At 71.4% G+C, this 25178-nt stretch carries 18 protein-coding genes; 7 read left to right on the top strand and 11 right to left on the bottom strand.

Going from position 1 to position 25178, the window contains the following annotated elements; translation table 11 throughout:
* Window positions 1-295: 295 nt before the first annotated feature.
* From I3V78_RS32345 to I3V78_RS32325, 5 genes are all read right to left on the bottom strand, one after another.
* Window positions 296-1108: a pseudouridine synthase gene (locus tag I3V78_RS32345; protein ID WP_204493658.1), complete on the bottom strand. Its 813-nt coding sequence runs from the start codon at window positions 1106-1108 to the stop codon at window positions 296-298.
* A 28-nt stretch (window positions 1109-1136) separates the two neighbouring features.
* On the bottom strand, window positions 1137-1370 hold the full coding sequence (locus tag I3V78_RS32340) for a hypothetical protein (protein WP_239576821.1): 234 nt from the start codon (window positions 1368-1370) through the stop codon (window positions 1137-1139).
* A gap of 99 nt (window positions 1371-1469) precedes the next feature.
* Window positions 1470-2189, bottom strand: a complete 720-nt coding sequence (locus tag I3V78_RS32335; protein WP_204493656.1) for an RNA methyltransferase — start codon at window positions 2187-2189, stop codon at window positions 1470-1472.
* A 41-nt stretch (window positions 2190-2230) separates the two neighbouring features.
* Window positions 2231-2833, bottom strand: coding sequence for a head protein (locus I3V78_RS32330; RefSeq protein ID WP_204493654.1), 603 nt, complete (start codon window positions 2831-2833; stop codon window positions 2231-2233).
* Window positions 2830-3156 (bottom strand): hypothetical protein, encoded by a 327-nt coding sequence (locus I3V78_RS32325; RefSeq protein WP_204493652.1) that lies wholly within the window; start codon window positions 3154-3156, stop codon window positions 2830-2832. Before I3V78_RS32325 ends, I3V78_RS32330 begins: the two co-directional genes overlap by 4 nt.
* A 655-nt stretch (window positions 3157-3811) precedes the next feature.
* Between I3V78_RS32325 and I3V78_RS32320 the strand changes: the two genes are divergently transcribed.
* Genes I3V78_RS32320 through I3V78_RS32305 form a run of 4 tightly spaced genes read left to right on the top strand, consistent with a single transcriptional unit; the run spans window position 3812 to window position 12733 of the window.
* On the top strand, window positions 3812-9544 hold the full coding sequence (locus I3V78_RS32320; RefSeq protein WP_204493650.1) for an alpha-2-macroglobulin family protein: 5733 nt from the start codon (window positions 3812-3814) through the stop codon (window positions 9542-9544).
* Window positions 9544-11910, top strand: a complete 2367-nt coding sequence (pbpC, locus tag I3V78_RS32315) for a penicillin-binding protein 1C (protein ID WP_204493648.1) — start codon at window positions 9544-9546, stop codon at window positions 11908-11910. Before I3V78_RS32320 ends, pbpC begins: the two co-directional genes overlap by 1 nt.
* Window positions 11911-11969: 59 nt before the next feature.
* Entirely contained in the window at window positions 11970-12197 is a 228-nt protein-coding gene (locus I3V78_RS32310; RefSeq protein ID WP_204493646.1) for a hypothetical protein, read from the top strand.
* Window positions 12198-12217: 20 nt separating this feature from the next.
* Window positions 12218-12733 carry a DUF2243 domain-containing protein gene (locus tag I3V78_RS32305; RefSeq protein ID WP_204493644.1) on the top strand — a complete coding sequence of 172 codons (516 nt, stop codon included), beginning with the start codon at window positions 12218-12220 and terminating at the stop codon, window positions 12731-12733.
* 1 nt (window position 12734) lies between these two features.
* Here I3V78_RS32305 and I3V78_RS32300 read toward each other — a convergent pair whose 3' ends face one another.
* From I3V78_RS32300 to I3V78_RS40255, 4 genes are all read right to left on the bottom strand, one after another.
* Window positions 12735-13457 (bottom strand): DNRLRE domain-containing protein, encoded by a 723-nt coding sequence (locus I3V78_RS32300; RefSeq protein ID WP_204493642.1) that lies wholly within the window; start codon window positions 13455-13457, stop codon window positions 12735-12737.
* A gap of 130 nt (window positions 13458-13587) precedes the next feature.
* Complete coding sequence (locus I3V78_RS32295) at window positions 13588-14334, bottom strand: DNRLRE domain-containing protein (protein ID WP_204493640.1); 747 nt, start codon at window positions 14332-14334, stop codon at window positions 13588-13590.
* Between the two features lie 175 nt (window positions 14335-14509).
* Complete coding sequence (locus I3V78_RS32290) at window positions 14510-16306, bottom strand: CotH kinase family protein (protein ID WP_338023805.1); 1797 nt, start codon at window positions 16304-16306, stop codon at window positions 14510-14512.
* A gap of 156 nt (window positions 16307-16462) precedes the next feature.
* Complete coding sequence (locus I3V78_RS40255) at window positions 16463-17695, bottom strand: phospholipase D-like domain-containing protein (protein ID WP_204493635.1); 1233 nt, start codon at window positions 17693-17695, stop codon at window positions 16463-16465.
* Window positions 17696-17831: 136 nt separating this feature from the next.
* Here I3V78_RS40255 and I3V78_RS32280 point away from each other — a divergent pair, with 136 nt between their 5' ends.
* Window positions 17832-18305: a DUF2892 domain-containing protein gene (locus I3V78_RS32280; RefSeq protein ID WP_204493633.1), complete on the top strand. Its 474-nt coding sequence runs from the start codon at window positions 17832-17834 to the stop codon at window positions 18303-18305.
* 7 nt (window positions 18306-18312) lie between these two features.
* On the opposite strand, the gene I3V78_RS32275 is transcribed toward I3V78_RS32280, so the two are convergent.
* Window positions 18313-21798, bottom strand: coding sequence for a PD40 domain-containing protein (locus I3V78_RS32275; protein ID WP_204493631.1), 3486 nt, complete (start codon window positions 21796-21798; stop codon window positions 18313-18315).
* 180 nt (window positions 21799-21978) lie between these two features.
* Here I3V78_RS32275 and I3V78_RS32270 point away from each other — a divergent pair, with 180 nt between their 5' ends.
* Both I3V78_RS32270 and I3V78_RS32265 read left to right on the top strand, forming a co-directional pair.
* Window positions 21979-23430 (top strand): LVIVD repeat-containing protein, encoded by a 1452-nt coding sequence (locus I3V78_RS32270; RefSeq protein ID WP_204493629.1) that lies wholly within the window; start codon window positions 21979-21981, stop codon window positions 23428-23430.
* A 9-nt stretch (window positions 23431-23439) separates the two neighbouring features.
* Window positions 23440-24540 carry an EAL domain-containing protein gene (locus tag I3V78_RS32265; protein WP_204493626.1) on the top strand — a complete coding sequence of 367 codons (1101 nt, stop codon included), beginning with the start codon at window positions 23440-23442 and terminating at the stop codon, window positions 24538-24540.
* Here I3V78_RS32265 and I3V78_RS32260 read toward each other — a convergent pair.
* Window positions 24530-25102 (bottom strand): hypothetical protein, encoded by a 573-nt coding sequence (locus I3V78_RS32260; protein WP_204493624.1) that lies wholly within the window; start codon window positions 25100-25102, stop codon window positions 24530-24532. The genes I3V78_RS32265 and I3V78_RS32260 overlap by 11 nt on opposite strands.
* Between the last annotated feature and the right edge of the window lie 76 nt (window positions 25103-25178).

Genomic DNA, 25178 nt, shown 5'->3' with positions numbered 1-25178 from the left:
AGTCGGTCCTTCTTGTGGGGTGCTGTGAGAACGTCCAGCGGGAACAGGGCAGGGGGCGCCCTTACTTCCCGAAGCTTGAAGTTTCCAGCCAAATCGGCCTGAAACCGGTGAGCCGTCTACTCTCTCCGGGCCCCGAGGGGAAGCCCCCCCTGGTCGCGTGGCCGCTGGAGGAGCCACGCCTACATCGTCTACCAGTGACGCGGATATCTAACGCCCGGACGTGCGGAATGCTTCACGTGTCCACTCCCGGAGCGGCGATTGCCCGGGGGCCAGGCGGGGTGGCGGCGCCCCCGTCCTAGGCGGGGGGCGGGTAGCCCAGGCCCTCGGACACCTCGGCGTCGGTGAGCGGGCGCCAGGTGCCCTCGGCGACGTCCAGGGTCACCCCGCCCACGGCCTCGCGGTGCAGGGCCCGGACGGGCAGCCCCACCTCGCCGAGCATGCGCTTGACCTGGTGGTTGCGGCCCTCGGTGACGGTGACCTCCACGGTGTGGGGGTCGCGCACGGTCACCCCGGCGGGCCGCAGGCGCTCGCCATCGTCCAGCGTCATGCCGCGGCGCAGGGGCTCCACCTTCTCGTCGTCCGCCTCGCTGAACACCGTGGCCACGTAGCGCTTGGGCAGCCGGGAGTCCGGGGACGTCACGTGCGCGAGCAGCTTCTCGTCATTGGTGAAGAGCAGGAGCCCCGTGGTGCCCCGGTCCAGCCGGCCCACCGCGTGCCAGGTGAAGCGCGCCAGGTCCTGTGGCAGTTGGGGCAGGAGCACCTCGAAGACGGTGCCCACGCGGTGCTGGCCCACCGTGGAGGTGAGCAGTTCGGCGGGCTTGTGGAAGGCGAGCACCCGCGTGGGGGCGGCCGTGGGCAGCGGCACCCCGTCCACCTTCACGGTGGCGCCCGGGGGCACGGGGGCCAGGTGCTGCTTGACCACCCGGCCATTCACCGTGACGCGGCCGGCCTCGATGGCGGCCTGGGCGTCCTCCTGGGGCAGGACCCCCGCCCGGGCGATGGCCCGCGCGAGCCAGTCTGGCTTGGCCTTGCCCTCCCACCGCCCGGGATTGGCGAGCTGCTTGGTCAACTGCGGAGCGGAGCGGCGAGGCGGGGGCTTTCGGGACATGGCGCGGGGCCACTGTAGCGGCGCGGACCTATTGTCGCGAGGGTTCCTCGTCGAAGTCCTCGCCCTCGGCCGAGCCAGGGGTCCGGCCGGGCTCCCCGCCGGGCATCTCCCGCTCCTTCTCGCCGTCCCCCTCGGCCGACAGCGGCGTGCGCTTGGGCTCCCAGTCCTGCTCCGCCTCGGCGCTCCGCCCGGAGCGCTGCCCGGGCCTGTCCTCGTCGGGCCCGTCCTCCAGGTTCATCCGTTCGTAGGGCATGTGCTGCATGGCTCGCTCCTCCTGTCGTGAAGCTTCTGTCCACAAGGTAGGGACGACCGGGAAGGGTTCCCGGGAGGAGGACGTCGGCCGGTTGACGGGCTGCCTGCTTCAGCGCGGGCGCTTGGCCAGGGTGTGCAGGGCGGCGAGCCACAGGCCCGCCTCCTTGTGGGTCAGGCGCGAGCGGCGCAAGGGGGCGAAGAGCTCGCGCAGGGCGGGGCGGCCCCGGGCCTGGGCGTCCACCAGGAAGCCGCCGGCCACGAGCGCCGCCTCCAGGGCGGACTCCACCCGGGTCAGCTCCGTGTCGGTGGCGGCCCGGGGCAGGGGGGCCGGCGGAGGTGGGGCGGCGTCGAGCGTGGCGATGCGCAGCTCGTAGGCGTAGAGCAGCACCGCCTGGGCGAGGTTGATGGAGGGCTGCTCGGGCGCGGTGGGCACGGCGGACAGGTCATGGCAGCGCTCCACCTCGGCGTTGGTGAGGCCGCTGCGCTCGTCCCCGAAGACGAGCGCCACGGGGCCCTGGGCCGCGCGCCGCACCATCTCCTCCGCCACGGCCCGGGGGGACAGGCGCCGCTTGCCCTCCACCTTGCGCGAGCTGGTGCCCACCACCCAGACGCAGTCGGCCACGGCCGCGTCGAGCGAGTCCGCCCGGCCCGAGGCCTCCAGCACGTCCTCGGCGTGCACGGCGAGCCGGCGCGCGGGGCCGAGGTCCTCGGCCTCGGGATGGACCCAGGTCCACTCGGCGAGGCCACAGTTCTTCATGGCCCGGGCGGCCGCGCCCAGGTTCTCCGCGTTGCGCGGTCGCATCAAGACGAGCCGGATGGGCAGGGACATGGGCCCGGCACCTTAGCGCCTGGCGCCGGGCCTCGCCGTGGCTATTCGCCCTGGCCTTCCCGCTCGCGCCGCCGCCTTCGCTCATGCAGGCGCTCGACGAGCGTGAAGGGAAACAGGGCGCGGTGCTGGAGGTTGCGGTAGTACACCGCGAGGTAGTTCGCGCCGGCAATCTGGAGGACGGTCTGCGCCGCGGGCTCGGTTTGGCGGTTGAACCAGGCCATCGCCTCCTCCCGCGTGGGGAACGTGGCCTCCGGGGCGGGGACGCCGGCCTTCATCAGCTCCTCGAGGTGGTATTCCATATCGGAGTCGGGCACGAGGGCGCAGCGCGCCCCATCCTTGGAGGAGAGGACGATGTGGTACGCGTCCCCGATCAGGACGAGCGCCAGATCGGGAGGTCTGCTTTGTGTCTTGAGCCAGGCGTCCGCTTCGTCTCGGGTATTGAATGCGGCGATGACCCGATGGGGGGCTTGGGCTTCGCTGTCCTTGAGATAATCCTCGAACGCGTACGCCTGGCCATTGCTCCAGACGAACCAGAGCGCGTCCATGGCGAGCTGGTATCGTTTCTTCTCCTCCGGAGAGAGCGCCGCTTCGCGGTTCTTGCCGAGGAGTTGCTGCGCTTCGAGGAGTCGGTCGAAGATCGTCATGGGAGGATCTGCTCGTGGAGGCACTCGGGCGCGGAAGGAACCGCCGCGAGGAGGGTCGCCGGGCTCAAGGCCAGCAGGGCTCCTGGGGGAAATGCCACGACGAACGCCACGCCGGCGATCACGATGATGCTTCCCGCCAGGACTTCGTCGCGGTGGCGCTTCAACCACTCAATCGCGGGGGCCGTGGCCGAGAACTCCCGAGGCAAGAGGCGCTGGACTTCCTCGCAATCCAGATAGGGCTGCCAGCACCCATTTCTGCAATGCCTCCTCTTGGCTCCACCCGTCGTGATGTGGGCGTCGTCGTCCGACAGCGGTCGGGCCATGCATGTGTCGATGCAGGTGTTGAGTTCCTCGTGGCAATCGCGTGGGCGGGCCGCCACGCGCACCACCTGCCTGGAGGCTCCCTGGGCGCGTGGGCGGATGGCGTCGCGCGAAAGGTCGACCTGCGCGAGCGGAAGCCACGCGTGCGTGATGCGCTCCCCGGAGGACGCTCGGAGGACGAGGACATGCCGGTGGAGTTCCCGAGGGGATGGGGACCTGACCTCGGGGGTCATCTCCCCGGCGTGACGGGGGCTCGCCTCGGGCGGCGGACCCGACGCCCCCCTGCCGATACGCAGCCACAGAAGAGCGCCGAGAGGAGTGTCAGCGCGCCCAGGACGGGGATCCGGCGGGCTTGTTCCCTTCGTTCCATGCGGCGGACCCTAGGAGTCACGGGTTGGGGATGTCATGCGCTTTCATTGTCCGCCGAGGGGGCGCTCCGCGTTGACCGGCGCCTGGACGCCGCCCTAGGGTCTCGCTCCGTCTGGACCCCTCCGCTCTCCGCGGACCGTGGCTCGTTGGCCACCGTGTGGGCACCGGGCCACACGAGGGGGGCGTCTTCCGAAGCAGCTCCCTCCTCCGTCCCTTCTCTCGAATCCGGCGCGTCGCTCGCTGGCACGCCGTGTGAAAAGACGCAGTCCTCCCTCTCTCGGAGTCTCCATGAATCCGCAGTCCATTCCGATGTCCCGGCCGCCGCGCGCGGGCACGTCGCGCTGGGTGCTGGCGGCCCTGCTCGTGAGCGCGCTCTCCGGTTGCAAGAAGGACGAGCCCCAGGCTCCGGCCACCCCGGCCTCGCCGACCGCTCCCACCACCCCGACGCCGGGCGCGACCGCTCCCGCGAAGCCCGCCACCCCGCCCCCGGCGGACGTCCTCACGCCCTCCATCCACGAGCTCGCCGCCGAGGGCATGGTGCCGCGCGAGGTGGTGCTCGAGTTCCCCCGTCCGGTGATGCCGGGGGACCAGCGGGTGCGCAAGGGCACCGTGTTCACGGTGAGCCCGAACGTGCCGGGCCTGCTGAGCTACCGCGGCGCCTCCACGCTCGTCTTCAAGACGCAGGGCTCGGGCTTCGCCTTCCAGACGCCCTACACCGTCACCCTGGAGTCGTTGGAGCTGGAGAACGGCACCGTGCTCAAGCCCTCGACCGAGGGCGCCTGGCGCCACGCCTTCACCACGCCCGCCTTCTCCTTCCTGCGCCTGTCGCCGCGCCAGGTGGACGTGGCCAAGGGCAAGGTCGAGGCGGACCTCGTCTTCTCCGGCCCGGTGGACGCGACCAGCGTGCGCCGCGTCATCGCCTTCTCCGTGGATGGCAAGGCCGTGTCCGACGTGAAGCTGCGCAGCCAGCCGAACGACCCGCACGTGCTCACCGCCACGCTCGGGGGCGCGGCCCTGCGGCCCGGCGCCGAGGTGCGCTTCACCCTCAAGGCCGGCCTCGTGCCCTCGGGCCGCAAGACGGAGGCGGCGCCCGCGGCGCAGGACGCCTTCACGCTGCACGTGGGCAAGCGCCTGGACATCACCCAGGCCTACGTCCAGCAGGGCACCACCGGCCACTACATCGAGGTGCGCTGCGTGGAGGTGGAGGGCGAGAAGACCCCCACCGATGACGAGGAGGACGAGTACGACTACGGCTATGACCAGCACAGCGGCTCGCGCTGCAGCCTGGACGAGGACTCGGCCGCGGCCAGCGTGCACCTCACCCCGCCCGTGAAGTTCTCCGTGTCGCCCTCGCGCCGGGGCTTCCGTGTCCTGGGTGACTTCAAGCGCGGCACCTACGCCCTGCGCATCGACGCGGGCGCCCTGTCCACCACGGGCGGCGCGCTGCTGTCCACCTACGAGAAGTCCTTCTCCATCTCCGCGCGCACGCCCCAGCTGAGCTTCGGCACCGCCGGCCGCTACCTGCCGCGCGCCGCCTGGCGCAACCTGCCCCTCAACCACCTCAACCTGGACGAGGTGGAGCTCACCGTGCGCAACGTGCCCCAGGAGAACTTCCTCTTCTGGATGAGCAACGACTCGCAGGAGGCCGCCGACGAGCGCACCTCCAACGTCATCGCCAAGAAGACGCTCGCGGTGCAGGGCCTGGCGGACACGCTGACCACCACCTGGGTGGACGTGGGCTCGCTCGTGCCGGCCACCACCCGGGGGCTCGTGGAGATCCGCGCCACGGACGGCGAGCGCACCGCCTCCTCCCGCATCCTGCTCACCGACCTGAGCCTCGTGGCCAAGCGCGGCGCCGCGCCCCTGGGCGCCGAGGCCCAGGAAGAGGTGTTCGTGTGGGCGCTGGGCATGGAGAACACCGAGCCCCAGTCGGGCGTCGAGGTGTCCCTGGTGAAGAAGAGCGGTCAGGCCGTGGCGCGCTGCACCACCTCGGGTGCCTCCGGCTGCAAGCTCTCGGTGCCCGCCCCCGGGCTGGACACCGCCGAGCCCTTCGCCCTGCTCGCGCGCAAGGGCGAGGACTTCACCTACCTCAAGTACAGCGAGCTCAAGACGGAGATCGCCAACTCGGACGTGCAGGGCGCGCCGTACCGCTCGGACGTGGCCTACCGGGCCTCGATCTACTCGGACCGGGGCGTGTACCGCCCGGGGGACACGGCGCACGTGGTGGCGGTGCTGCGGGGCCGCGATGACCTGGCCCCTCCGGCGGGCGTGCCCGTGCAGCTGCGCGTGGTGGACCCGCGCGAGCGCGACCTGCGCAAGGTGACGGTGAAGACGAACGAGGCGGGCCTGGTGTCGCTGGACGTGCCCTTCGAGGCCTACCAGGACACGGGCGCCTACCGCGTGGTGCTGGAGGTGGCCGACAACCCGGTGGCCACCTACGGCCTCAACGTGGAGGAGTTCGTCCCCGAGCGCATGAAGGTGACGGCGAGCACCGACAAGCCCGGCTACGTGCAGGGCGAGGCGGTGCCGGTGGGCGTGGAGGCCGCCTACCTCTTCGGCGGCTCGGCCGAGGGCAGCCCCCTGGAGGTGACGTGCCGGTTGGAGCCGTCCGTCTTCCGGCCCAAGGAGAACGCGCAGCTCGCCTATGGCGTGTGGCGCCCCGAGGGCTCCGAGGTGAAGGGCACCGTGCTCGGCCAGGTGAAGGGCGAGCTCGACGCCAAGGGCCAGGCCCTGGTGAGCTGCCCGGCGCAGCAGGACGTGGGCGGCTTCAAGGGGCCGGCGAAGCTCGTGGCCCAGGCGAGTGTCTTCGAGGCCGGCAGCGGCCGCTCCACCGTGGGCGACACGAGCGTGCCGGTGCACCCCGAGCCCTACTACGTGGGCCTCCAGGCCAACGTGCAGAAGGTCAAGGCGGGCCAGCCCTTCACCGTCACCGGCGTGGTGGTGGACTGGCAGGGCGCGCCCTACGGCAAGCAGATCAAGCCCGTGCAGGTGGAGTACCTGCGGCTGGACGAGGAGTACGGCTACTTCTACGACGAGAGCTCGGGCGAGGAGCGCTACCAGCGCCACCTGCGCCCGGTGCGCGAGGGCCGGGACACGGTGAAGCTCGAGGGGGGCAAGTTCTCCCTCCAGGTGACGCCCTCCACGGACGCGGCGGGCTACCTCGTGCGCGTGCGCTCGGGCGCCACGCAGACGGACCTCCAGTTGGAGGGCCACGGCCGCTACTACTGGTGGGACAACTCCTCGGCGCGGGTGGACCAGACGCCCCGTCCGGCCCGGCCCACGTCGCTCGCGGTGGAGCTGCCGCGCTCGGCCCGGGTGGGCGAGGCGCTCGCCGTGAAGGTGAAGGCGCCCTACCGCGGCCGCATGCTCTTCACCGCCGAGACGGACGGGGTGCTGGCCTCCGAGTGGAAGGCGGTGGAGCCGGGCGAGGTGACGTGGAGCTTCACGCCCTCGGCCTTCGCGCCCAACCTCTACGTGAGCGCCTTCCTGGTGAAGGATCCCCACCTGGAGTCCGCCCAGTCCTTCATGCCGGACCGCGCCTTCGGCGTGGCCAGCGTGACGGTGGAGCCGGTGGCCTTCACCCAGCCGCTCACCCTGAAGGTCCCCCAGGAGGTGCGCTCCAACGAGGCCCTGTCCGTGGACCTGGAGCTGGGCGCGGTGGAGCCGGGCACCTTCGCCACGGTGGCGGTGGTGGACGAGGGCATCCTCTCGCTCACGCGCTTCCAGAGCCCGGATCCGCTCACGGCGCTCTTCGCCAAGCGCGCCCTGGGCGTGCAGACGTACGAGACGCTGGGCTGGACGCTGCTCATCCCCCCCGCGGGCGCCAGCCGCTCCACGGGTGGTGACGGGGACGAGGGCGCGGCGGGCCGGGTGCAGCCGGTCAAGCCCGTGGCCCTGTGGAGTGGGGTGGTCCCGGTGCCCTCGAGCGGCAAGCTGCGCGTGCCCTTCCAGCTGCCCCAGTACCGCGGCGCCGTGCGCGTCATGGCGGTGACGGCGGGCCCCAAGCGCATCGGCCATGCCAGCGCGCAGGTGCTCGTGCGCGACCCGCTCGTGCTCCAGGCCACGCTGCCGCGCTTCCTGAGCCAGGGCGACGAGATCCAGATCCCCGTCTTCGTCACCAACCTGTCCGGCAAGCCGCAGGACGTGAAGGTGTCCCTCACGGCGGAGAACCTGCCCGTGCCCGGCATGGCCATGCCCGCCACCCAGGCCTCGCCCCTGCAACTGCTCGGCAAGAGCGAGGGCCAGGTGCGGCTGGAGAACGGCAAGGCGGCCACGCTCGTCTTCCAGGGCCGGGCGGTCCAGGCGGTGGGCGCCGCGCGGCTCAAGGTGGTGGCCACCGGTGGCGGCCACACGTCCTTCGAGCAGCTCGACGTGCCCTTCCTGCCGTCGGGTCCCCGTGAGCGCAAGGTGCAGCGGCTCGAGCTGGCCCAGGGTACGCTGGACCTGGCGCCCTACCTCCAGGGCTGGCTGCCCACGAGCGAGCGCTCCACGTTCTGGGTGACGGCCAACCCCTACGCCGAGTCCTTCCAGCACCTGTCCTACCTCGTGCGCTACCCCTACGGCTGCATCGAGCAGACGACGTCCTCCACCCGCCCGCTGCTCTACGTGTCGGAGCTGGTGGACAGCGTGGACCCGACGCTCACCGCCACCGCGAAGATCGAGGACATGGTGGGCTCGGGCATCCAGCGCGTCTTCTCCATGCAGACGCCCTCGGGCGGCTTCGGCTACTGGCCGGGCGCCCCCGAGCCCGTGGAGTGGGGCACCGCCTACGCCACGCACATGCTGCTCGACGCGCAGAAGCGCAAGTACACCGTGCCCCAGGACCGGCTCGATGACGCCGTCAACTGGATGGTCGAGCGCGTGAAGTACCGCGAGAGCCACCCGGACCAGGGCTCCAGCTCCTACTACGCCTCCGACAATGGCGAGGCCTACATGCACTACGTGCTGGCGCTCGCGGGCAAGGGGCAGAAGGCGCGCGCGCAGAAGCTGCTCGAGCAGAACCCGGAGCGGCGCGCCTCCAGCGTCGGCGAGAAGGCCGAGCGCGAGTACATGCTCCAGGCCGCGCTGTACCTGGCGGGAGACCGGCGCTACGAGAAGGAGCTGCGCAACCCCGACGTCACGGCCCTCAAGGACGAGCGCTCCAACGGCTGGTCCTTCTACTCGGACCGCCGCCGGCGCGGCTTCATGCTCAGCACCTTCCAGGACCTGTTCGGCAACGACGCCACGGGCGAGCCGCTCGCCCAGATGGTGGCCGAGGCGCTCAAGCGCGAGCGCAGCGAGTACTACACCACCCAGGAGCTCGTCTGGGGCATCACCGGCCTGGGCAAGCGCGTGGCGGGCGCGGCCACGTCCTTCGCGCCGCCCGTGCTGACGGCGGATGGCAAGGAGCAGAAGCCCCAGGTGGGCGGCAAGCAGCGCGCGGCCGACCGCACGTGGGCGCTGGTGCGCGCCAGCGAGCGCAAGGGCGTGAGCCTCGAGGTCCCCGAGAAGTCCGAGGGCAAGCTCTACCTCGTGCTCGCCAGTGACGGCGTGCGCACGGGCGGCCAGTACCGCACGGGCGGCGAGGGCCTGCGCCTCACGCGCCAGTACCGCGACCTGTCGGGCAACGTGCTCGACGTGAAGAAGGACGCGCGCGCCCTGGCCGAGCTCATCTACGTGGAGGTGAAGATCACCAACACCACGGCCGAGCGCATCCAGAACATCGCGCTGGTGGACCGGCTGCCCGCGGGCTGGGAGATCGAGAACGCCCGCCTGGGTCGGGGCGGCGCGGTGGAGTGGGCCTCGCGCGACGAGCAGTGGACGGCGGACTACGTGAACCTGCGCGACGACCGGGTGGAGGTGTTCGGCGCCCTGGAGCCGCGCGAGACGCGCTCGGTCATCTACGCGGTGCGCGCGGTGACGTCCGGCACGTTCACCCTGCCGCCCGTGGAGGCCGAGGCCATGTACGACCCGCGCGTCTGGGCGCGCGAGGCGGGCGGCGCGGTGCGCATCGAGGGCCCCTGGGCGGACTTCCTGCTCTGATGGCGCCGCGCTTCACATGGGGGAGGGTGCTCCGGGGCGCCCTCCTGCTCGGGGTCCTCACGCTCGGCGCGCTCGCCGCGGCGTGGGGGCTGCCCCTGCCCGAGCGGCTGTCGGCGGCCCACTCGGTGGTGGTGGAGTACCGGGATGGCACGGCGGCCCATGTCTTCCTGGCGCCGGACCAGCGCTGGCGGGTGCCCACGCGGCTGGAGGAGGTGGACCCGGCCTACCTCCGGGCCCTCTTGACGCTGGAGGACCAGCGCTTCTGGTGGCACCCCGGGGTGGATCCGCTGGCGGTGGTCCGCGCCGCGGTGACCAACGTGCTCCGGGGGCGGCGGGTGTCCGGGGCCTCCACGCTCACGTTGCAGCTCGTGCGGGTGCTGGAGCCCCGGCCGCGCACCTTGCTGTCCAAGGTGATCGAGTCGTGCCGCGCGCTGCAGCTGGAGCTGCGGCTGAGCAAGCGGGAGATACTGGAGGCCTATCTGCAGTTCGTGCCCTATGGGCGCAACATGGAGGGCGTGGAGGCGGCGTCGCTGGCGTACTTCGGCCACCGGGCCACGCACCTGAGCGCGGCGGAGATGGCCACGCTGCTCGCGGTGCCGCAGAACCCCAACCGGCGCTTTCCCTCGCCCCAGAACGCCTCGCGGCTCAAGGACGCGCGCGATGGGGTGGCCCGGCGGCTGCTGGACGGGAACGCGCTGCCGCTCGGGCCCGAGTCGGCGCGGGTGTCCGCCGAGGTGCTGTTCGAGCAGGTGCGCGCCACGCCGGTGCCGCCCCGGCTGGTGCCCTTCGCGCGCGAGGCGCCCCACGCGGCGGTGTGGCTGCGGGCCCGCAATCCGGGCCAGGGGCGGCTGCGCACCACGCTGGACGCGGGCGCGCAGCGGCTGGTGGAGCGCACGATGCGGGAGGCCGCGCCCGGCCTGCGGCCCCAGGGCATCCACAACGGCGTGGCGGTGGTGGTGGACCGCGAGCGCGCGGAGGTGGTGGCGCTGGTGGGCAGCTTCGACTTCTTCGACACGGCGCACGGGGGGCAGCTGCCCGGCTTCGACACGCCGCGCTCGCCGGGCTCGGCGCTCAAGCCCCTCATCTACGCGCTCGCCATCGACCAGGGCCTGGCCGGGCCGGACCAGCGCGTGGCGGACGTGCCCGCCGCGTACGGCACCTACGCGCCGCGCAACTTCGACGGCCGCTTCCAGGGGCTCGTGCGACTGGAGGACGCGCTCTCGCAGTCGCTCAACATGCCCTTCGTGAAGCTCCTGCAGCGCCTGGGCGTGGAGCGCTTCCTCGGCACCCTGCGGCTCGCGGGGGTGCGCAGCCTCGTGCCGGACCCGGGCCACTACGGCCTGTCCGCGGCCGTGGGCGGCATCGAGGTGACACCCCTGGAATTGGCCGGCGTCTACCTGGCGCTCGCGGAGAATGGCCGCGCGCGGCCCCTCACGCTCCTGGCGGAGGGCCGGGCCCCGGCCGCGCCCCAGGTGCTCTTCTCGCCCGGGGCGGCGTGGCTCACCCGGCGGGCGCTGTCCCTGAAGGACCGGCCGGACTTCCCCGAGCGGCGGCGGATGATGGGCCTGCCCTCCCAGGTGCACTGGAAGACGGGCACGAGCTTCGGCCACCGGGACGCGTGGGCCGCGGGCTCCGGGCCCCGGCACACGGCGGTGGTGTGGACGGGCAACTTCGACAACACGCCCAGCGTGCACCTGGTGGGCGCGGAGGCCTCGGGGCCGCTGCTCTTCGACATCCTCGAGGGCCTGGCGCCCCGCGAGCGCGGCCCGGATCCGGACGCGCTGCCCCCGGGGGACCTCACCCGGGTGGAGGTGTGCGCCTGGTCGGGCCACCTGCCCACCGAGGCCTGTGCCCAGCGGCGTTTCACCTACGCCGAGCGCAGCCACGTGCCCACCGAGCCCTGCCCCTACCACCAGCAGGTGGAGGTGGACGCGGTGACGGGCCTGGCGGTGAGCCCCGCGTGTCGGGACGGCCGGCCCACCGCGTCGCGGGTGTTCCTCACCTGGCCGGCGAGCATCCGGCGCTGGCTCACGGACCAGCACCGCATGCTGCCCCAGCCGCCCGCCTTCGCGCCGGGGTGCGCGCCCGGCGGCGGCCAGAAGGCCCCGGAGATCGTCTCGCCCGGCGCGGGCCAGGTGACGCTGCTCCTGGCGGGGGTGCCCGCGGACCAGCAGGAAGTGCCCCTGGAGGCCGAGGTGGACGGGGACCGGGAGCTGTCGTGGTTCGTGGATGGCGCCTTCCTGGGCTCGGCGCGGGCGGACGAGCGGGTGTGGTGGGCGCCCTCGGCGGGGGACCACGAGATCCTCGTCTCGGATGACCGGGGGCTCAGCGCGCGCCGGGTCCTGAAGGTGCGCGAGCGGCGGTAGTGAACGCTTGGCGTGGGGACCAGTTGGCGCCCGTCGCCCGGGGGCCTAAGCACGTCCGCATGGACGTGAGGCGCATGGCGGCGGGGGCCCTGGGGCTCGTGGGCGTGTGGGGCGCGGGGGCCGCGAGGGCCTGTCCGGACTGTCCCAGCGCCCGCGAGGTGCGGCGGGCCGTGTTCGAGGGCGGCTTCTGGGAGCCCCTGGTGATGGTGGCCGTGCCCTTCGTGTGCCTGGGCTTCCTCAGCGCGCTGCTCTACCGCGTGGGGCTGCCCGGGCCCGAGCGGGACTGAAAGGACGGGGTGGAGGACGCATGGCGAAGGCGGCTCGGCATCAAGGCGCGATCCTGGCGGCGGGGGTGCTGCTCGGCACGGGGCTCGGAGGCTTCGTGGACGGCATCCTGCTGCACCAGGTGTTGCAGTGGCACAGCATGCTGTCGTCCCGGCTGCCGCCCACGGATCTGGTGTCGATGAAGATCAACATGTTCTGGGACGGGCTCTTCCACGCCTTCACCTGGGTGATGACGGCGCTGGGCGTGGGGCTCCTGTGGCGCGCGGGGCAGCGGCCCGAGGTGCCCTGGTCGACGCGGACCTTCGTGGGGGCGCTCGCCATCGGCTGGGGCGCCTTCAACGTGGTGGAGGGCCTCATCGACCACCAGCTGCTCGGCGTGCACCACGTGCGCCCCGGCGACAGTCAGCTCGCCTGGGACGTGGGCTTCCTCGTGTTCGGCGCGTTCCTGGTGGGGGCGGGCCGGGCCCTGGTGCGGGCGGGCCGCGAGGACGTCCAGCCTCGCGGCGCCGCTCCGGGGCGTCCTACGGACGGCGGGTGAGTCAGGGGCTGGGCGGGGTGAACTGGTAGGTGATCTCCAACCGCGGGTAGGCCTGCTTGTACGGGGACTCACGCGAGATGTAGACGGAGTAGAACCAGGGGGCGCTCACGCGGAGGCTGAGCTGTCCGTCCCCCTCGATCTCACCCTGGACCGCGTCGACCAGTGCGTCCGTGGTGATCGAGTCCTCCAGGTAGACGCTGTAGGCGCCCCCCAGCCTGGGCTTGACCCGCCACTGCCCCAGCGACTCGCCGGTGGCGTCCGGCCGGTTCGCCCAGGTGATGTCCGTCTCGCGCCAGGTGTCGTCGGCCACCAGGTGGGTGTAGACGTTCTCGTCCGCGCCGAAGGAGATGCCCTGGTAGGACGTCAGCGTGAACCGGACGGACAGCACCCGCGCGGAGCGGGGCAGGCCGCTGAGATCGAAGCGCACGAAGGACTCATGGCGCGACCAGTACCCGGAGGAGAGCTCGGGGCTGGTGGCCAGGTACGTCTGCGTGCCGAAGTTGGTGGTGGGGTACTTGGCATCCACCATCGCGTCCGCGTCGGACGTGAACACCGCCGTCTCGATGACGTCCTGCGCCAGCACGGGCGTCTCGGCGCGGATGTCCTGGACCGGGGCGGCGGCGGAGGCGCCCGTGGCCAGGGCCAGCACGGCGGACAGCGAGGCGCTGCGCCACGAGAGGAAACGACGGGACGGCGTGGACGACAGCGTCGAGAAGAATGTCACGATTCAGCAACCTCGTTGATGGGTGGGCGGGGATGTACTCGGGGCGCGTCTGACGACTTCGTGTTCGGCACGTTCGGGGGGCGGGCGGGCCGCGAGGACGTCCCGCCTCGCGGCGCCGCTCCAGGGCGTGCTACGGACGGCAGTGGAGGCAGGGGTTGGGCGGGGCGACCACCTCGTAGGTGATCTCCATCCGCGGGTGGTACTGCGTGTACGGGGACTCGCGCGAGAAGTAGACGGAGTAGAACGAGGGCGACTTCAGCCGGAGGCTGAGCTGCCCGTCCCCGGCGAGCTCGCCCTGGACCGCGTTGGTCAGCTCGTCCGTGGCGAGGGTGGCGTTGCGGGGCGCGCTCCAGGGCCCGATGCCGGCCTGGACCCGCCAGTCGCCGAGCGACTCGCCGGTGACCTCCGGCCGGTTCGCCCAGGTGATCTCCGTCTCGCTCCAGGAGTCATCGGACACCAGGGAGATGTAGATGTTCTCGTCCGCGCCATAGGCGATGCCCTGGTAGGCCGTCGCCGTGAACCGGGCGGACAGCACCCGTGCGTACCGGGGCAGGCCGCTCAGATCGAAGCGCAGGAAGCCCTCGTAGGCCGCCCAGCTGCTGGACCCCGCGGTGCGCTCGGGGCTGGTGGCGACGTACGTCTGCGTGCCGAGGTTGGTGGTGGGGTACTTGGAGTCGACCGCCGCATCCGCGGCGGGCGTCAGGACCACCGTCTCGACCACGCCCAGGGTCAGCTCGGGCGACTCGGCGCGGATGTCCTGGACCGGGGCGGAGGCGGAGGCGCTCGTGGCCAGGGCCAGCACGGCGGACAGCGAGGCGTGGCGCCACGAGAGGAAACGACGGGACTTCGGGGACGACAGCGTCGGGAGCGATGTCACGATTAAGCCACCTCTTCAGTAGGGAGGCGGAAATCTAATCAGGCGCTCGTCTGTCTGCTCGCTTGAATGAAATTAAATCATCACGCTCTTCTTGACAAAGACGTCTTGTTGGTAAGTCCAGGAAAGCAAAGGAACGGCGCGGAGATTCCGGGACTCTCCGCGCCGCTCGCGCGGCTCAGCGCACGCGCCAGGTGCCGTCCTCGTCCCGCGCGTAGTGCCGGCCGTCGGCGAGCCGCCCGTAGAAGAAGGCGTCCTTGAGGCCCGACACGCTCTGACCATCGAAGAGGCCCAGCTCGCCCTCGGGCGCGAAGGTGAGGCCGAGGCTCGCGGCATCCAGCCGCACGCGCTCACCGGGGGCGAGGACGCGGGTCGTGAGTGTCTTGCCCACCGGGAGGCCGGCGGCGGCCTGCTCGGGCGGGGTCGCGGTGGGCTCGGGCACGAGCAGCGCGGGGACGGCGCGCCGCAGGTTGGTGGTCAGCATCAGCCCGTTGAGCTCCTGCGCCTGGGTGCCGCGGTTGCGCAGCTCCACCCAGCCGGCCTGGGCGTCCAGCGCCTCGATGACCACGCCCTGGGGCAGCGCGCGCAGCCGCTCGCGCTCCTTGAGGATGTGGGCCCGGCGCAGGCGCACGAAGTCGCGCATGAAGGTGCGGCCCCCCTGGAACTTCGCGTAGCTCATGTAGGGGTCCTGCGCCATGTACGGCGAGATGACGGCGTGCAGCTCGTCGATGTAGGGCCCCATCACCTCCAGGGTGAACAGCTCGGCGAGCGCCTTGTCCAGCCGGGCCTCCAGCCGGGCGCGCAGCACGGGGTTGAGCACCACGCGGGTGGCCAGGTTGGAGAAGACGGGCAGGTAGCCCGGGTGGATGCTCTTGCGCTCGTTGTAGCGCTTGCTGATTTCCGTGCTGCCCAGGGTGAAGGAGTAGAGGGGCTGGCGGTAGTGCGGCACCAGGTCCGGGCCCATCTCCAGCGGGTACCACCAGCGCGCGTCCACGTTGTTCAGGTCCCACGCGGCGTAGAACCACTGGCCCTTGAAGTGGTCGAAGATGAAGTAGCTCTCCGAGTCCTCCACGTAGTTGTTGGCCATGAGGGCGTCCATGACCATGGAGCGCACGTACCCCTCGATGTCCATGTGCTTCTCCAGGGCGGAGACGAGCTGGGGCTCGGGGGTGCGGTTGATGACGGCGAGCACCGCCTCGAGCGCGTCGTCGTTCTCCTTCTTCTCGTTGGTCTTCTTCTTCCAGTCGCCCTGGTAGGGCACCTTCCAGGAGCGCAGCTTGAGCTCGGTGTCCTTCCAGCCCGCGCGGTAGATGGAGGCGTCCTTGTCCGCGAAGTTATGGGCGCGCAGGAAGGCCTTGTTGATCTGCTCGATGTCCAGGAAGACGCCCTCGTTCTGGCCGTTGATGCTCAGGCGCACGAAGGTCACGCTCGCCGCGGGCACGCGCATGGCGGTCAGCAGGTCGAAGGCGATCTTCTCCGCGAGCATGGACGCGTCCGAGTAGCCGGCCACGAGGTTGAGCGAGGTGCGGTCCTCGAAGCGCGTGTCGCCCTCGAAGCTCACGTTCCAGCTCTTCTTGGGGAAGTCGCGCGCGGACGCGCCGCGCAGGCGCACCAGCACCGGGTAGTCCACGCCGTCACAGCGGAAGATGGCGGGCTGCTCGGGCGTGTTCTTGTCGGCGTAGAACTGCTGGCGCACGCTCTCCGGCATGATGAGCTCGTACTGCCGCACCGTCTTCTGCACGTCGGGCAGCAGGAAGGCCTTGGACTCGTCCGGCACGGGCGCGGGCGGCGGGTCCGGCTCCGTGGGCGCGGGCTCGGGCGTCACGGGGCCGTTGGGCCCGGTCTGGGGCGGATCCACGGGGGCGGGCCGCGAGGGCTCCCCCGGCGCGGGCGCGGGCAGGTTCAGGACCGGCGGTGACAGACCCCCCTCGGGACTGCAGGCGACGGACAGCAGCAGGGTCATGAAGCAGAGCACGCGCGGTGTTTTCATGCGCGGTGGGCAGAGCAAGACGGATGCCCAGCCCTGGCGGGGGGGAAGTGTCCGCCAGTGGATGGCGTCCCGGGAAAAGAGGGCAATGTCCTTGCCCGACACCGCTCGCGCGTGGGCCCGGGTGGGAACGGCGCTTCCCGCTCAACGACACCCGGCTTCCGTGGCGGGCAGGGCGACGGACACCCGTTGCAGCCAGCCGCGGTCGCGCCATTCGTCCGCGCGCACTTCGTTGGCGTGCGTGACATCGCGCTCGAAGCGCTCGGCGAGCGACCGGGCGAGAGGCGTGTCCTCGATGACGAAGGCGCCCTCCTCGAGCAGGGCATGGGCGTTGGGCTCCAGGCTGGTGGAGCCCACCGCCACGAGCTGCTCGTCCACGAGCACCGTGCGGGCCTGGAGGGGGGCGCGCTGGTACTCCCAGAGCCGCACGCCGCTCTCCAGCAGCCGCTCATAGGTGGAGCGCTGGGCGGCGAGCACCCGGGCGTCCTCCTGGAGGCCGGGCACGAGGATGCGCACGTCCACGCCGGACTGGGCCTTGTGGATGAGCGTGGCCACGGTGGCGGCGCTCGGCACGAAGCACGCGTTGGTGAGCCACAGGCGGTGGCGCGCCGAGGCCATGAGGACCTGGAGCATGCGCTCGGAGTGGCTGAGCGAGGGCGAGCCCGTGCTGGGGATGAAGGCGGCGCGGGCGGCGCCCTGGGCCTCGAGCGCGGGGAACTCGGACGCGGGCAGGAGCCCCCCGCCCGCCTCCAGCCAGTCCCGGGCGAAGGCCTGCTGGAGCTGGCGCACCGCGGGCCCCTCCACGTGCACGTAGGTGTCGTGCCAGGCGGGGCCCTCGCCGCCCACGCCCGTGCCCCCGGTGAGGCCGCCGCGCCCGTCGCGGATGACGAGCTGGCGGTGGTTGCGCGCCGCGAGCCGCTCGTCGTTGAACACCACCTCTTGTCCCACGAAGGGCCGGTAGGCGCGCACCTCGCAGCCGCTCTGGACGAGCGCGGGCTCCACCTTCTCGGCGAACCCCGGGCTCGCCAGGGGGTCCACGAGCACGCGGCACTTCACCTCCGGGGCCCGCGCGGCCACCGCCCGCAGCAGCCGCTCCGAGTCCGCGCCGGGACGCCACCGGGACATCAAGAGGTGGATGGAGCCGTGCGCCTGGCGGATCTGCGTGTCGATCTCCTCGGGGATGTGCTCGTCCTCCACCAGGGCCACGCCATGGCCCTCGCCCAGGCCCACCCCCACCGATTGATAGAGGGCGAGCGACAGCAGGGGCCCCGAGCTGGGGATGTCCTCCCGGATGCGCAGCTTTTGCGGGAAATCCCGTTGGATGCAGCCCGTGACGCACAGCAGGCAGGCGAGGAGGAGGGGGCGGGAGGGCTTCACGCGGCCCAAGCTAGGCACGGCGGGGGAGAATGCGCAGGGGTGCTCGCGTGACGGGCGGACGGCGGCGGGGGGGTGGTGACCGGGGCAGTCGGGCGTCTCTACCTTCCGGAAGCCCTCTGCCGAGACGGGAGACACGATGGAATCCTGGAACCAGAACCCGAGTGACGCGGTGCGCACGCATTCTCCGGACGGGATGAACCGGCGCATCGACGCGCACGTGGAGCGCTGTGTCCGCGACCTGGCCGAGCGCGGCGATCGGCGGGCCATCAGCGACTACCTGGATCGGCTGGAGCGCGCCTGGGACCTCAACCGGGTGGTGACGGTGGCGGCCTCGGCGGTGTCGCTCGTGGGCGTGGCGCTGGCGCCCCGCAACCGTCCGGGCTGGGCGGTGGTGGGCGGCGTGGCCGCGGGGCTGCTCTTGCAGCAGGGCCTGTTCGGCTTCGGTCCCCTGGCCACGCTCGCGCGCGCGTTCGGCGCGCGCACGCGGCGGGAGATCGACCTGGAGAAGTTCGCCCTCAAGGCGCTCCGGGGGGACTTCGAACGGATTCCCCGGGAGGGCGGCCCCCTGGCGCGGGCGAACGCCGCGCTGGTGGCCGCCCAGTGCTGCTGACCTCCCGCTAGCGGGGGCCTACCTGCAGGCCCCCGAGGGACACGGGGGAGCGGGGCGCGTCGCGCCGCTTCGGGGCGGACGCGCCCTTCTGCTTGAACATGTAGCCCTCCAGGCCGGCCAGGCCGATGGAGAACTGCGTCACCCACTTGTCGGCGGGACGGCCCACGGGGGCCTTCACGTCGAAGGGGTAGGCGAAGTGCAGGCGCAGCAGGATGGGGCCCAGGCCCACGTTGAAGCCCACGGCGGCGTCCACCACGCGCCTATCCCAGATGTTGCGCGCGGAGGAGCCGATGCCGCCCGCGTCGAAGCCCGCCACGCCCATGAGCGAGTTGAGGAAGGCGATGCGCACCAGGGCATCGAGCGGCACGCGCAACTCCAGCGTGGAGTAGAGGTAGTGCTGGCCGAGGAGCCACTGCGCGTCGCCGAAGGGCACGCCGCGCAGGGTGTCGAAGCTGGACAGGTAGAAGGAGCGGGAGAAGCGTCCACCGAAGCTCGAGCCCGTGCCGCCACGCAGCATGATGTGGGTGGCGCCCAGGGGGATGGGGAAGTAGCGCTCGGCGTCCACGCGCACGTTGCCGAAGAACTCCCCATTGAAGGGCTGCACGCCGGCGGTGACCTCTCCGAGCACCGAGCTGCCCGAGGTGGGCACCCCGGTGTAGTGGTAGCGCAAGGTGTTGTAGCCGGCGGCGCCGGACACCTCGGTCTGGAAGCGCAGGCCGGGCTGGTTCTGCTTCCAGGGCGTGTACAGGTCCCCGATGCCGTTGACCTCGGGCAGGTTGAGGATGAACGAGGTGGTGGGGTCGAGGAAGTAGTTGGAGCCGCCGACGTTGAGGTTGGCCTCCAGGAAGGTGAAGGTGCTCAGCGGGTAGCGCGCCAGACCCGTGGCGCCGAAGAAGCGCTCGCCGGAGATGAGGTAGCCGATGGGCAACCGGTCGCCGGCGGCCTGCACGAGCGTGCGGTCGATGCGGAAGCGCAAGGACTGGAAGAGGCCCCCGCCCCAGGTGGTGCGGCGCGACTGGTCCATGTAGATGAGGAAGCCGTCGGTGAGGGACAGCGAGCCGTACACGGCCACCTGGAAGAGCAGGGCGTGGTTGCGCAGCCGGTCCGTGGCCGAGCCGAACACCTGGCCGAAGAAGCCGCCCGCGCCCGCGCCCGCGAAGCCGAGGATGGGCCCCAGGTCGATGTTCTTGCGATGGAAGGGCTGGTAGGGCTCGGCGCCCTCGAGCGAGCGTCGGGGCAGGGGGCTGGGCGGGCCGGCCTCCTGGCCGCCGCGGACCGTCGCGTAGCCCTTGAGCTGCTGGGAGCGCAGCAGCGCCGGCTGGCGCTCTCCGGACAGGTGGAAGAGCGTCCACAGGTTGCCGTCCGGGGCGGGCGCGGGCTCGAAGAGGCCGGTGGCCACGTCCGTGCGCCGCACGATCGTCCCGCCGCCGGTGTACTCGTGCAGGTCCGCGTGGCTCTGGTCGTACGCCACGAAGAACAGGCGCCCGTCGGGCAGCACCGTGGGATCCTGATGGTCCCTCGGCTCGGACGTGAGCCGCTCCACCTGGTCGGGCGTCTCCGGCTTCACCCGGAAGAGGTTGTAGTAGCCGTGCGAGGTGGCGTCCGAGGTGTACACGATGCCGGCCGCGCCCCAGGTGAGGCTGCGCTCGGCGTAGACGTCCCGGGTGAGCTGCTGGGGCCTGGCGTCGGGGCCCTCCCCGAGCGGCAGGACGTACACGTCGCGCGTGCCGCCCTCGTTCAAGCCGATGAAGGCCAGCTTCTCGCCGTCCGGGGAGAAGGCCGGGGAGTAGGCGGCGATGAGCCCGTGCTGGGCGAGCCGGTGCGCCACGCGCTCGCCGAGCGAGAAGTCCACCCGGAAGGGGGCCTCCTTGTGCAGGCCGGTGGGGTTGTTGATGTAGGGGTTGCGGCCGGCGGGGGGCAGCGTGTCGCCGAGGCTCACGGGCTTGGCGCTGTGGGTGTAGCGCTGCACGTAGATGATGTCGCGCGCGAGCGACTCGGCCACGAACGCCACGCGCTCGTCGTTGAGGGCGAAGTTGCGGCCGAAGATGGGGTGCAGGGACTCGTAGCCCGGCACGCCGTCGCCCTGGATCTTCTGGGCGTCGTCGGGGGCGCGGGGGTCCACGAGCATGAGCTGGCTCTCGCCCGTCTCCGGCACGATGCTCCGGTAGATGAGCACGCGCCCGTCGGGGCGGCTGTTGAGCGCGGTGACGATGCCCTTGCGCTCGCGCAGGATCTCCAGCGTGGTCGAGGCCTGCTGGGACTTGAGGTAGGTGCGGTAGGAGCGCTGCTTGAGCCAGTCCTCGAACCGGGCGGCGATCTTCTGCGGCGAGTCCCCGGTGAGCAGCTCCATGAGCCCCTCGAAGTCCAGGTTCTGCACCCGGGGCGTGCCGGAGACGAGCTTGGGCGAGTTGTCGAGCACCTTCTGGATGAAGCCGGCGCCGTAGGTGTCCTCGAGGAACTGACACCGCGCCTGGCCCACCTTGTAGATCCACAGGAAGCCGTAGGGCCCGGGGGACCAGAAGTCGAGGAACGCGTAGCCGCGCTTGAGGTCCGGATTGACGAGCAGGTCGCGCACCATCATCTCGCCCTCGGGGTCCAACCCGCCCTTGGCGTAGAACTCGGCCAGGCCCTCGATGAACCACAGCGGGATGCCGTTGAGCGGATCCCCGCCCACCTTGGCCTGGTCCGCGAGGAAGCGGACCTTCTGGATGGTGAACTGGTGGGCCATCTCGTGGGAGCTGATCTCCCCGAACTGCCGGTGGTCACCGAGGTAGGGCAGGGTGAGCTCCAGGTTGCCCTGGGTGCTGGTGACGCCGAGCGTGCCCTCGGACACGGCGGTGACGTTGGTCTGCAGGAACTCCTGGTAGGAGGAGTAGAGGATGTACGGGAAGGTCTGGGTGGGGACGAACTTGAAGCGGCCCACGAGGTAGCGGTACGCGTCCTCGAGCTGGGGCGCGGCGAACTGGGCCACCTCCTGCTCGTTGCCGTAGAAGTAGAAGCGCACGCCGCCGCTCTTGTCCCCGAGCGACTGGGCATAGGCCTGGCCCGCGTCGGACATGCCGCCATCGGGCAGCTCGAAGGGCAGGGGCACCGCCAGGGGCGCCTCGTCGGTGCCGGCGTCCGCGGGCACGCCCCCATCGACGCCCCCGTCGAACCCCCCGGGAGGCAGGGGCACGCCCGGCGTGTCGGGGGTGGTGGGGCTCAGGGGCGTGCCCAGCCCCGGAGGCGTGGGGGGCTCCCGGGTGTCGAGCGTGGGGGCGGTGGGACTGGGCCCGCCTGGGGCGCCGGGCGCCTGCTGGTGGGCCCGGTGGGCCGCGGGGGGCGCGACACCCTCGGATTCGGGGCCCACGAGGATGTCCAGGTGCTTCCACTCGAAGTCGTAGGTATGGACAGGGGACCGGTACGCCTTGCGCGGGATGACATAGACCTGTGCGGACACCGCCTCGGGCAGGAGGAGGGTGAGCAGGGCGGTGAGGAGGACACGTCGGTTCACGGAGGTGACCTTGCGAGGCGGGGGGCGAAAGGAATCAGGTACGTCCCCACGCTATCCCATGGCGCCAGGGAAGCATCCGAGCGCTTCACGGCGAATGCTCAGCGCCTTACGTCCCTGGCACGGGGGCCCAGTCACACCCGGGGCTTTTATCGCCCCCGGATGAACCGGTATGGATGAGGCATGAATCGTTTACTGCTGGTCATGACCGGGGCGCTGCTCCCGGCGCTCGTGGGTTGTTCCAACACGGTGGATACGGAGCCCAAGCGGGACTGTGAGTTCGAGGCCTTCGATGTCTCGGCCTGTGACGCGGCGGCGCTGGCCTCGGTCAAGGCCGAGGGCATCTGGAACGCGAACGTGGTGCTGGGGGGGGTGGATGCGCCGGGGACGGTGCGCTTTCCGGGCGCCCCCCTGCTCTTCAACACGCCCATGAGCGAGCAGCGCGTGGGGGAGGGCACGTTCTTCCTGGCGGGGGACTACCCCAACGGGGCCATCTCCAGCCGGCTGGTGCTCTCCGGGTGCCAGGCCCCGAGCGCCACCCAGGTGACGGGCACGTTCCGCCGGTGCTCCAATGGGGCGGGTGACCTGACGGGTAACTTCGAGGCGGTGCGCCTGCAGCGGCGCGCCGGGGAGCAGGAGGCCGAGGGCGTGGCCCTGGTCTCGGAGACGCCCCTGCCCCGGGGCATGGCGTCGGACGTGTTCGTGGCGGGGGGCTTCGCCTATGTGACGGCGCTCTCGGACGGCCTCTTCATCTACGATGTGAGCAAGCCGGAGCACCCCGAGAAGCTCGCGGAGCTCTCGCCCTCCAACGACGTCTGGTACCGGGCATGGGTCCGGGGCCAGACGCTCTACGTGTCGAGTTCCAAGGAGGGCGTGATCCTCTACGACGTGCGCAACCCCAAGGCCCCCACGCGCATCACGGACACGTCCTGGCGCCAAGCGGTGCAGGGATGGGGCCTGGTGGTGGACCAGGACCGGCTCTACCTGATGTCGCCCGCGCCCCGGGGCGAGGTCCTCATCTATGATCTCTCCAAGGATGCGAACAAACCCTCGTTGCTGGCGCGCTACTACGCGGAGGAGAGCCTCTTGGCCAACGGGGAGACGCCCGTGGAGGGCGTGGTCTTCAACGACCGGCTCTACGTGGGCCACTGGCGCTACGGTCTGGTGGTGGCGGACGTGAAGACGCCCACCAAGCCGGTGACGCTGGGCCACTTCGGCTACGACAAGGCCACGAGCCGCCCGGTGGCCGTGGGAGTGATCGAAGGGGACGGTCGGACGATCGCCTTCGAGGCGAGCGAGGGCTGGAACTCCCGCATCCGGGCCCTGAACGTGACGGATCCCGCGCACATCGAGCAGGTGGGACAGTTCCAGCTGCGGCCGGAATCCACTGTGAGTGGACTGACGCTGGTGGGGTCGCGACTGTATGTGGCCCATGCACAGGACGGCCTGCGCATCCTGGACGTGTCCAACCCCAGTACACCGAAGCCGCGAGCCTACTACAATACGTGGCGGGAGTCGGATCCAGGCCGGGGCCAGGCGTTCCTCGAGGGGCTCAGTGGCGTGAAGGTACCGGGAGACGGGTACCTCTATGCCGCGGAGACGTCGCGAGGACTGATGGTGTTCCGGGAGCAGTGAGTGAGGCGCATGAGCCAGAGCGTGTTGACGTCGTGTGAGCGGTGCCAGTCCCTTCCGGAGAAGTTCGAGCTGGAGGGCCCTGGCCGGCTCTTCCTGTGGCTGCCCATAGGCCACAGCTACGGCAAGCTGGTGCGCCAATTGAGCGACTCGGGCCGGGAGCATCGGGCGCTGCCGGAGGACCGGTGCGTGACGGTGCGCCTGGAGGGCGCGCAACTCGGCACCTTCGTGGCGGACATCCTGGGGGCGTTGACGGACGAGGAGTCGCGCGCCACGCGGGCGCTGTTCGTCCAGGGCGACGCCGAGCCGGGTCTGCGTGACTTTCCCCGGGTGGGCTCGCTGCCCCAGCTCTTCACGCAGACGCGTGCGGGGTGGCTGGTGGACATCCTGGCCGACAAGCGCATCACCAGCCATTACCAGCCCATCGTGGACGCGGAGGACACGCGCAAGGTGTACGCCTACGAGGCGCTCATGCGTGGCTTCGAGCGCGATGGCTCCATGGTCTCGCCGTACAAGATGCTGACGCTCGCGCGCGACGCGGACCTGCTCTTCCAGTTGGACCTGGCGGCGCGGCTGTCGGCGGTGCGCGAGGCCTCGCGGCTGGGGCTCAAGGCGCCCATCTTCATCAACTTCACGCCCACGGCCATCTACGATCCGGAGTTCTGCCTGCGCTCCACGGTGGCCGCCATCAAGGACGCGGGCATGTCCCCGCAGGACGTGGTGTTCGAGATCATCGAGTCGGACCACACGCCCAACGCCAACCACCTCAAGTCGCTCATCGCCTACTACCGGCGCACGGGCTTCCGGGTGGCGCTGGATGACCTGGGCGCGGGCTACTCGTCGCTCAACCTCATCCACCAGCTGCGCCCGGACATCATGAAGCTGGACATGGAGCTCATCCGCGGCATCCACCACGACCCCTACAAGGCGTCCATCACGCGCAAGCTGCTGGAGCTGGCGCAGCAGCTGGGCATCCTGACGGTGGCCGAGGGCATCGAGACGCCCGAGGAGCTGCGCTGGGTGCGCAGCCACGGGGTGGACTTCGTCCAGGGCTATCTCATCGCCAAGCCGGCGAGCCCGCCGGTGTCCATCACGCCGCACTTCACGGAGTGAAGGACGCGGGCTGCCCCGCGAGGCTCATGCGCCAGGCGGCCCTCAGCTCGTCGCTGGCGTAGAGCAACTGGTAGCGCGCCTCGTCCGGATTGCGCTGGGCCACGGACGCGGTGAGTGTCGACAGCCGGGTGACGGCGCTCTGGATGAGCCGCGCGGGCTCTCCCGCGCCGGTCGCCTCGGCGCTGGCGAGGGCCGCGGCGAGATCCTGCTGCGCGGCGATGACGGTCGCGTCGATGGTCTCCTGGCCCGCGACGAGGAGCTGGTCCAGGGCGAGCACGCGCTGGTAGCCGCGCTCGAGGTCGGCGAGACGCGCCTGACGCGACTGCTCGCCCTGCAGGACCGCCGCCTGTTGCGCGACGCGCTGCTGCTCCAGGGTCTGGACGCGCGAGAGGTCTTCTTGCCGCTGGGCGCTGGACTGCAACCGCATCAGCTCCATCTGGGCGCGGAGTTCCTCGAGCTGGGCGGCCTGCACGGCACTCGCCGCCTCCGCCTCGGTGGGAAGGGTGGCCGTGGGCGTCTGACCCAGCAGCAGGGCGAGGGAGATGGGGATCAGGGCGGTCATGGGGGAGAATCTGTTCATTCCTGGACCCCGGGGCAGGGCTGGCGCCGGGGCGACGGGCTCTCGCCTGTCAGGGCAG

It is taken from the genome of Archangium primigenium (assembly GCF_016904885.1).
Lineage (GTDB): Bacteria > Myxococcota > Myxococcia > Myxococcales > Myxococcaceae > Cystobacter > Cystobacter primigenius.
The sequence above is the reverse complement of the archived record's forward strand: the minus strand, read 5'-3'. Positions and strand labels throughout refer to the sequence as shown.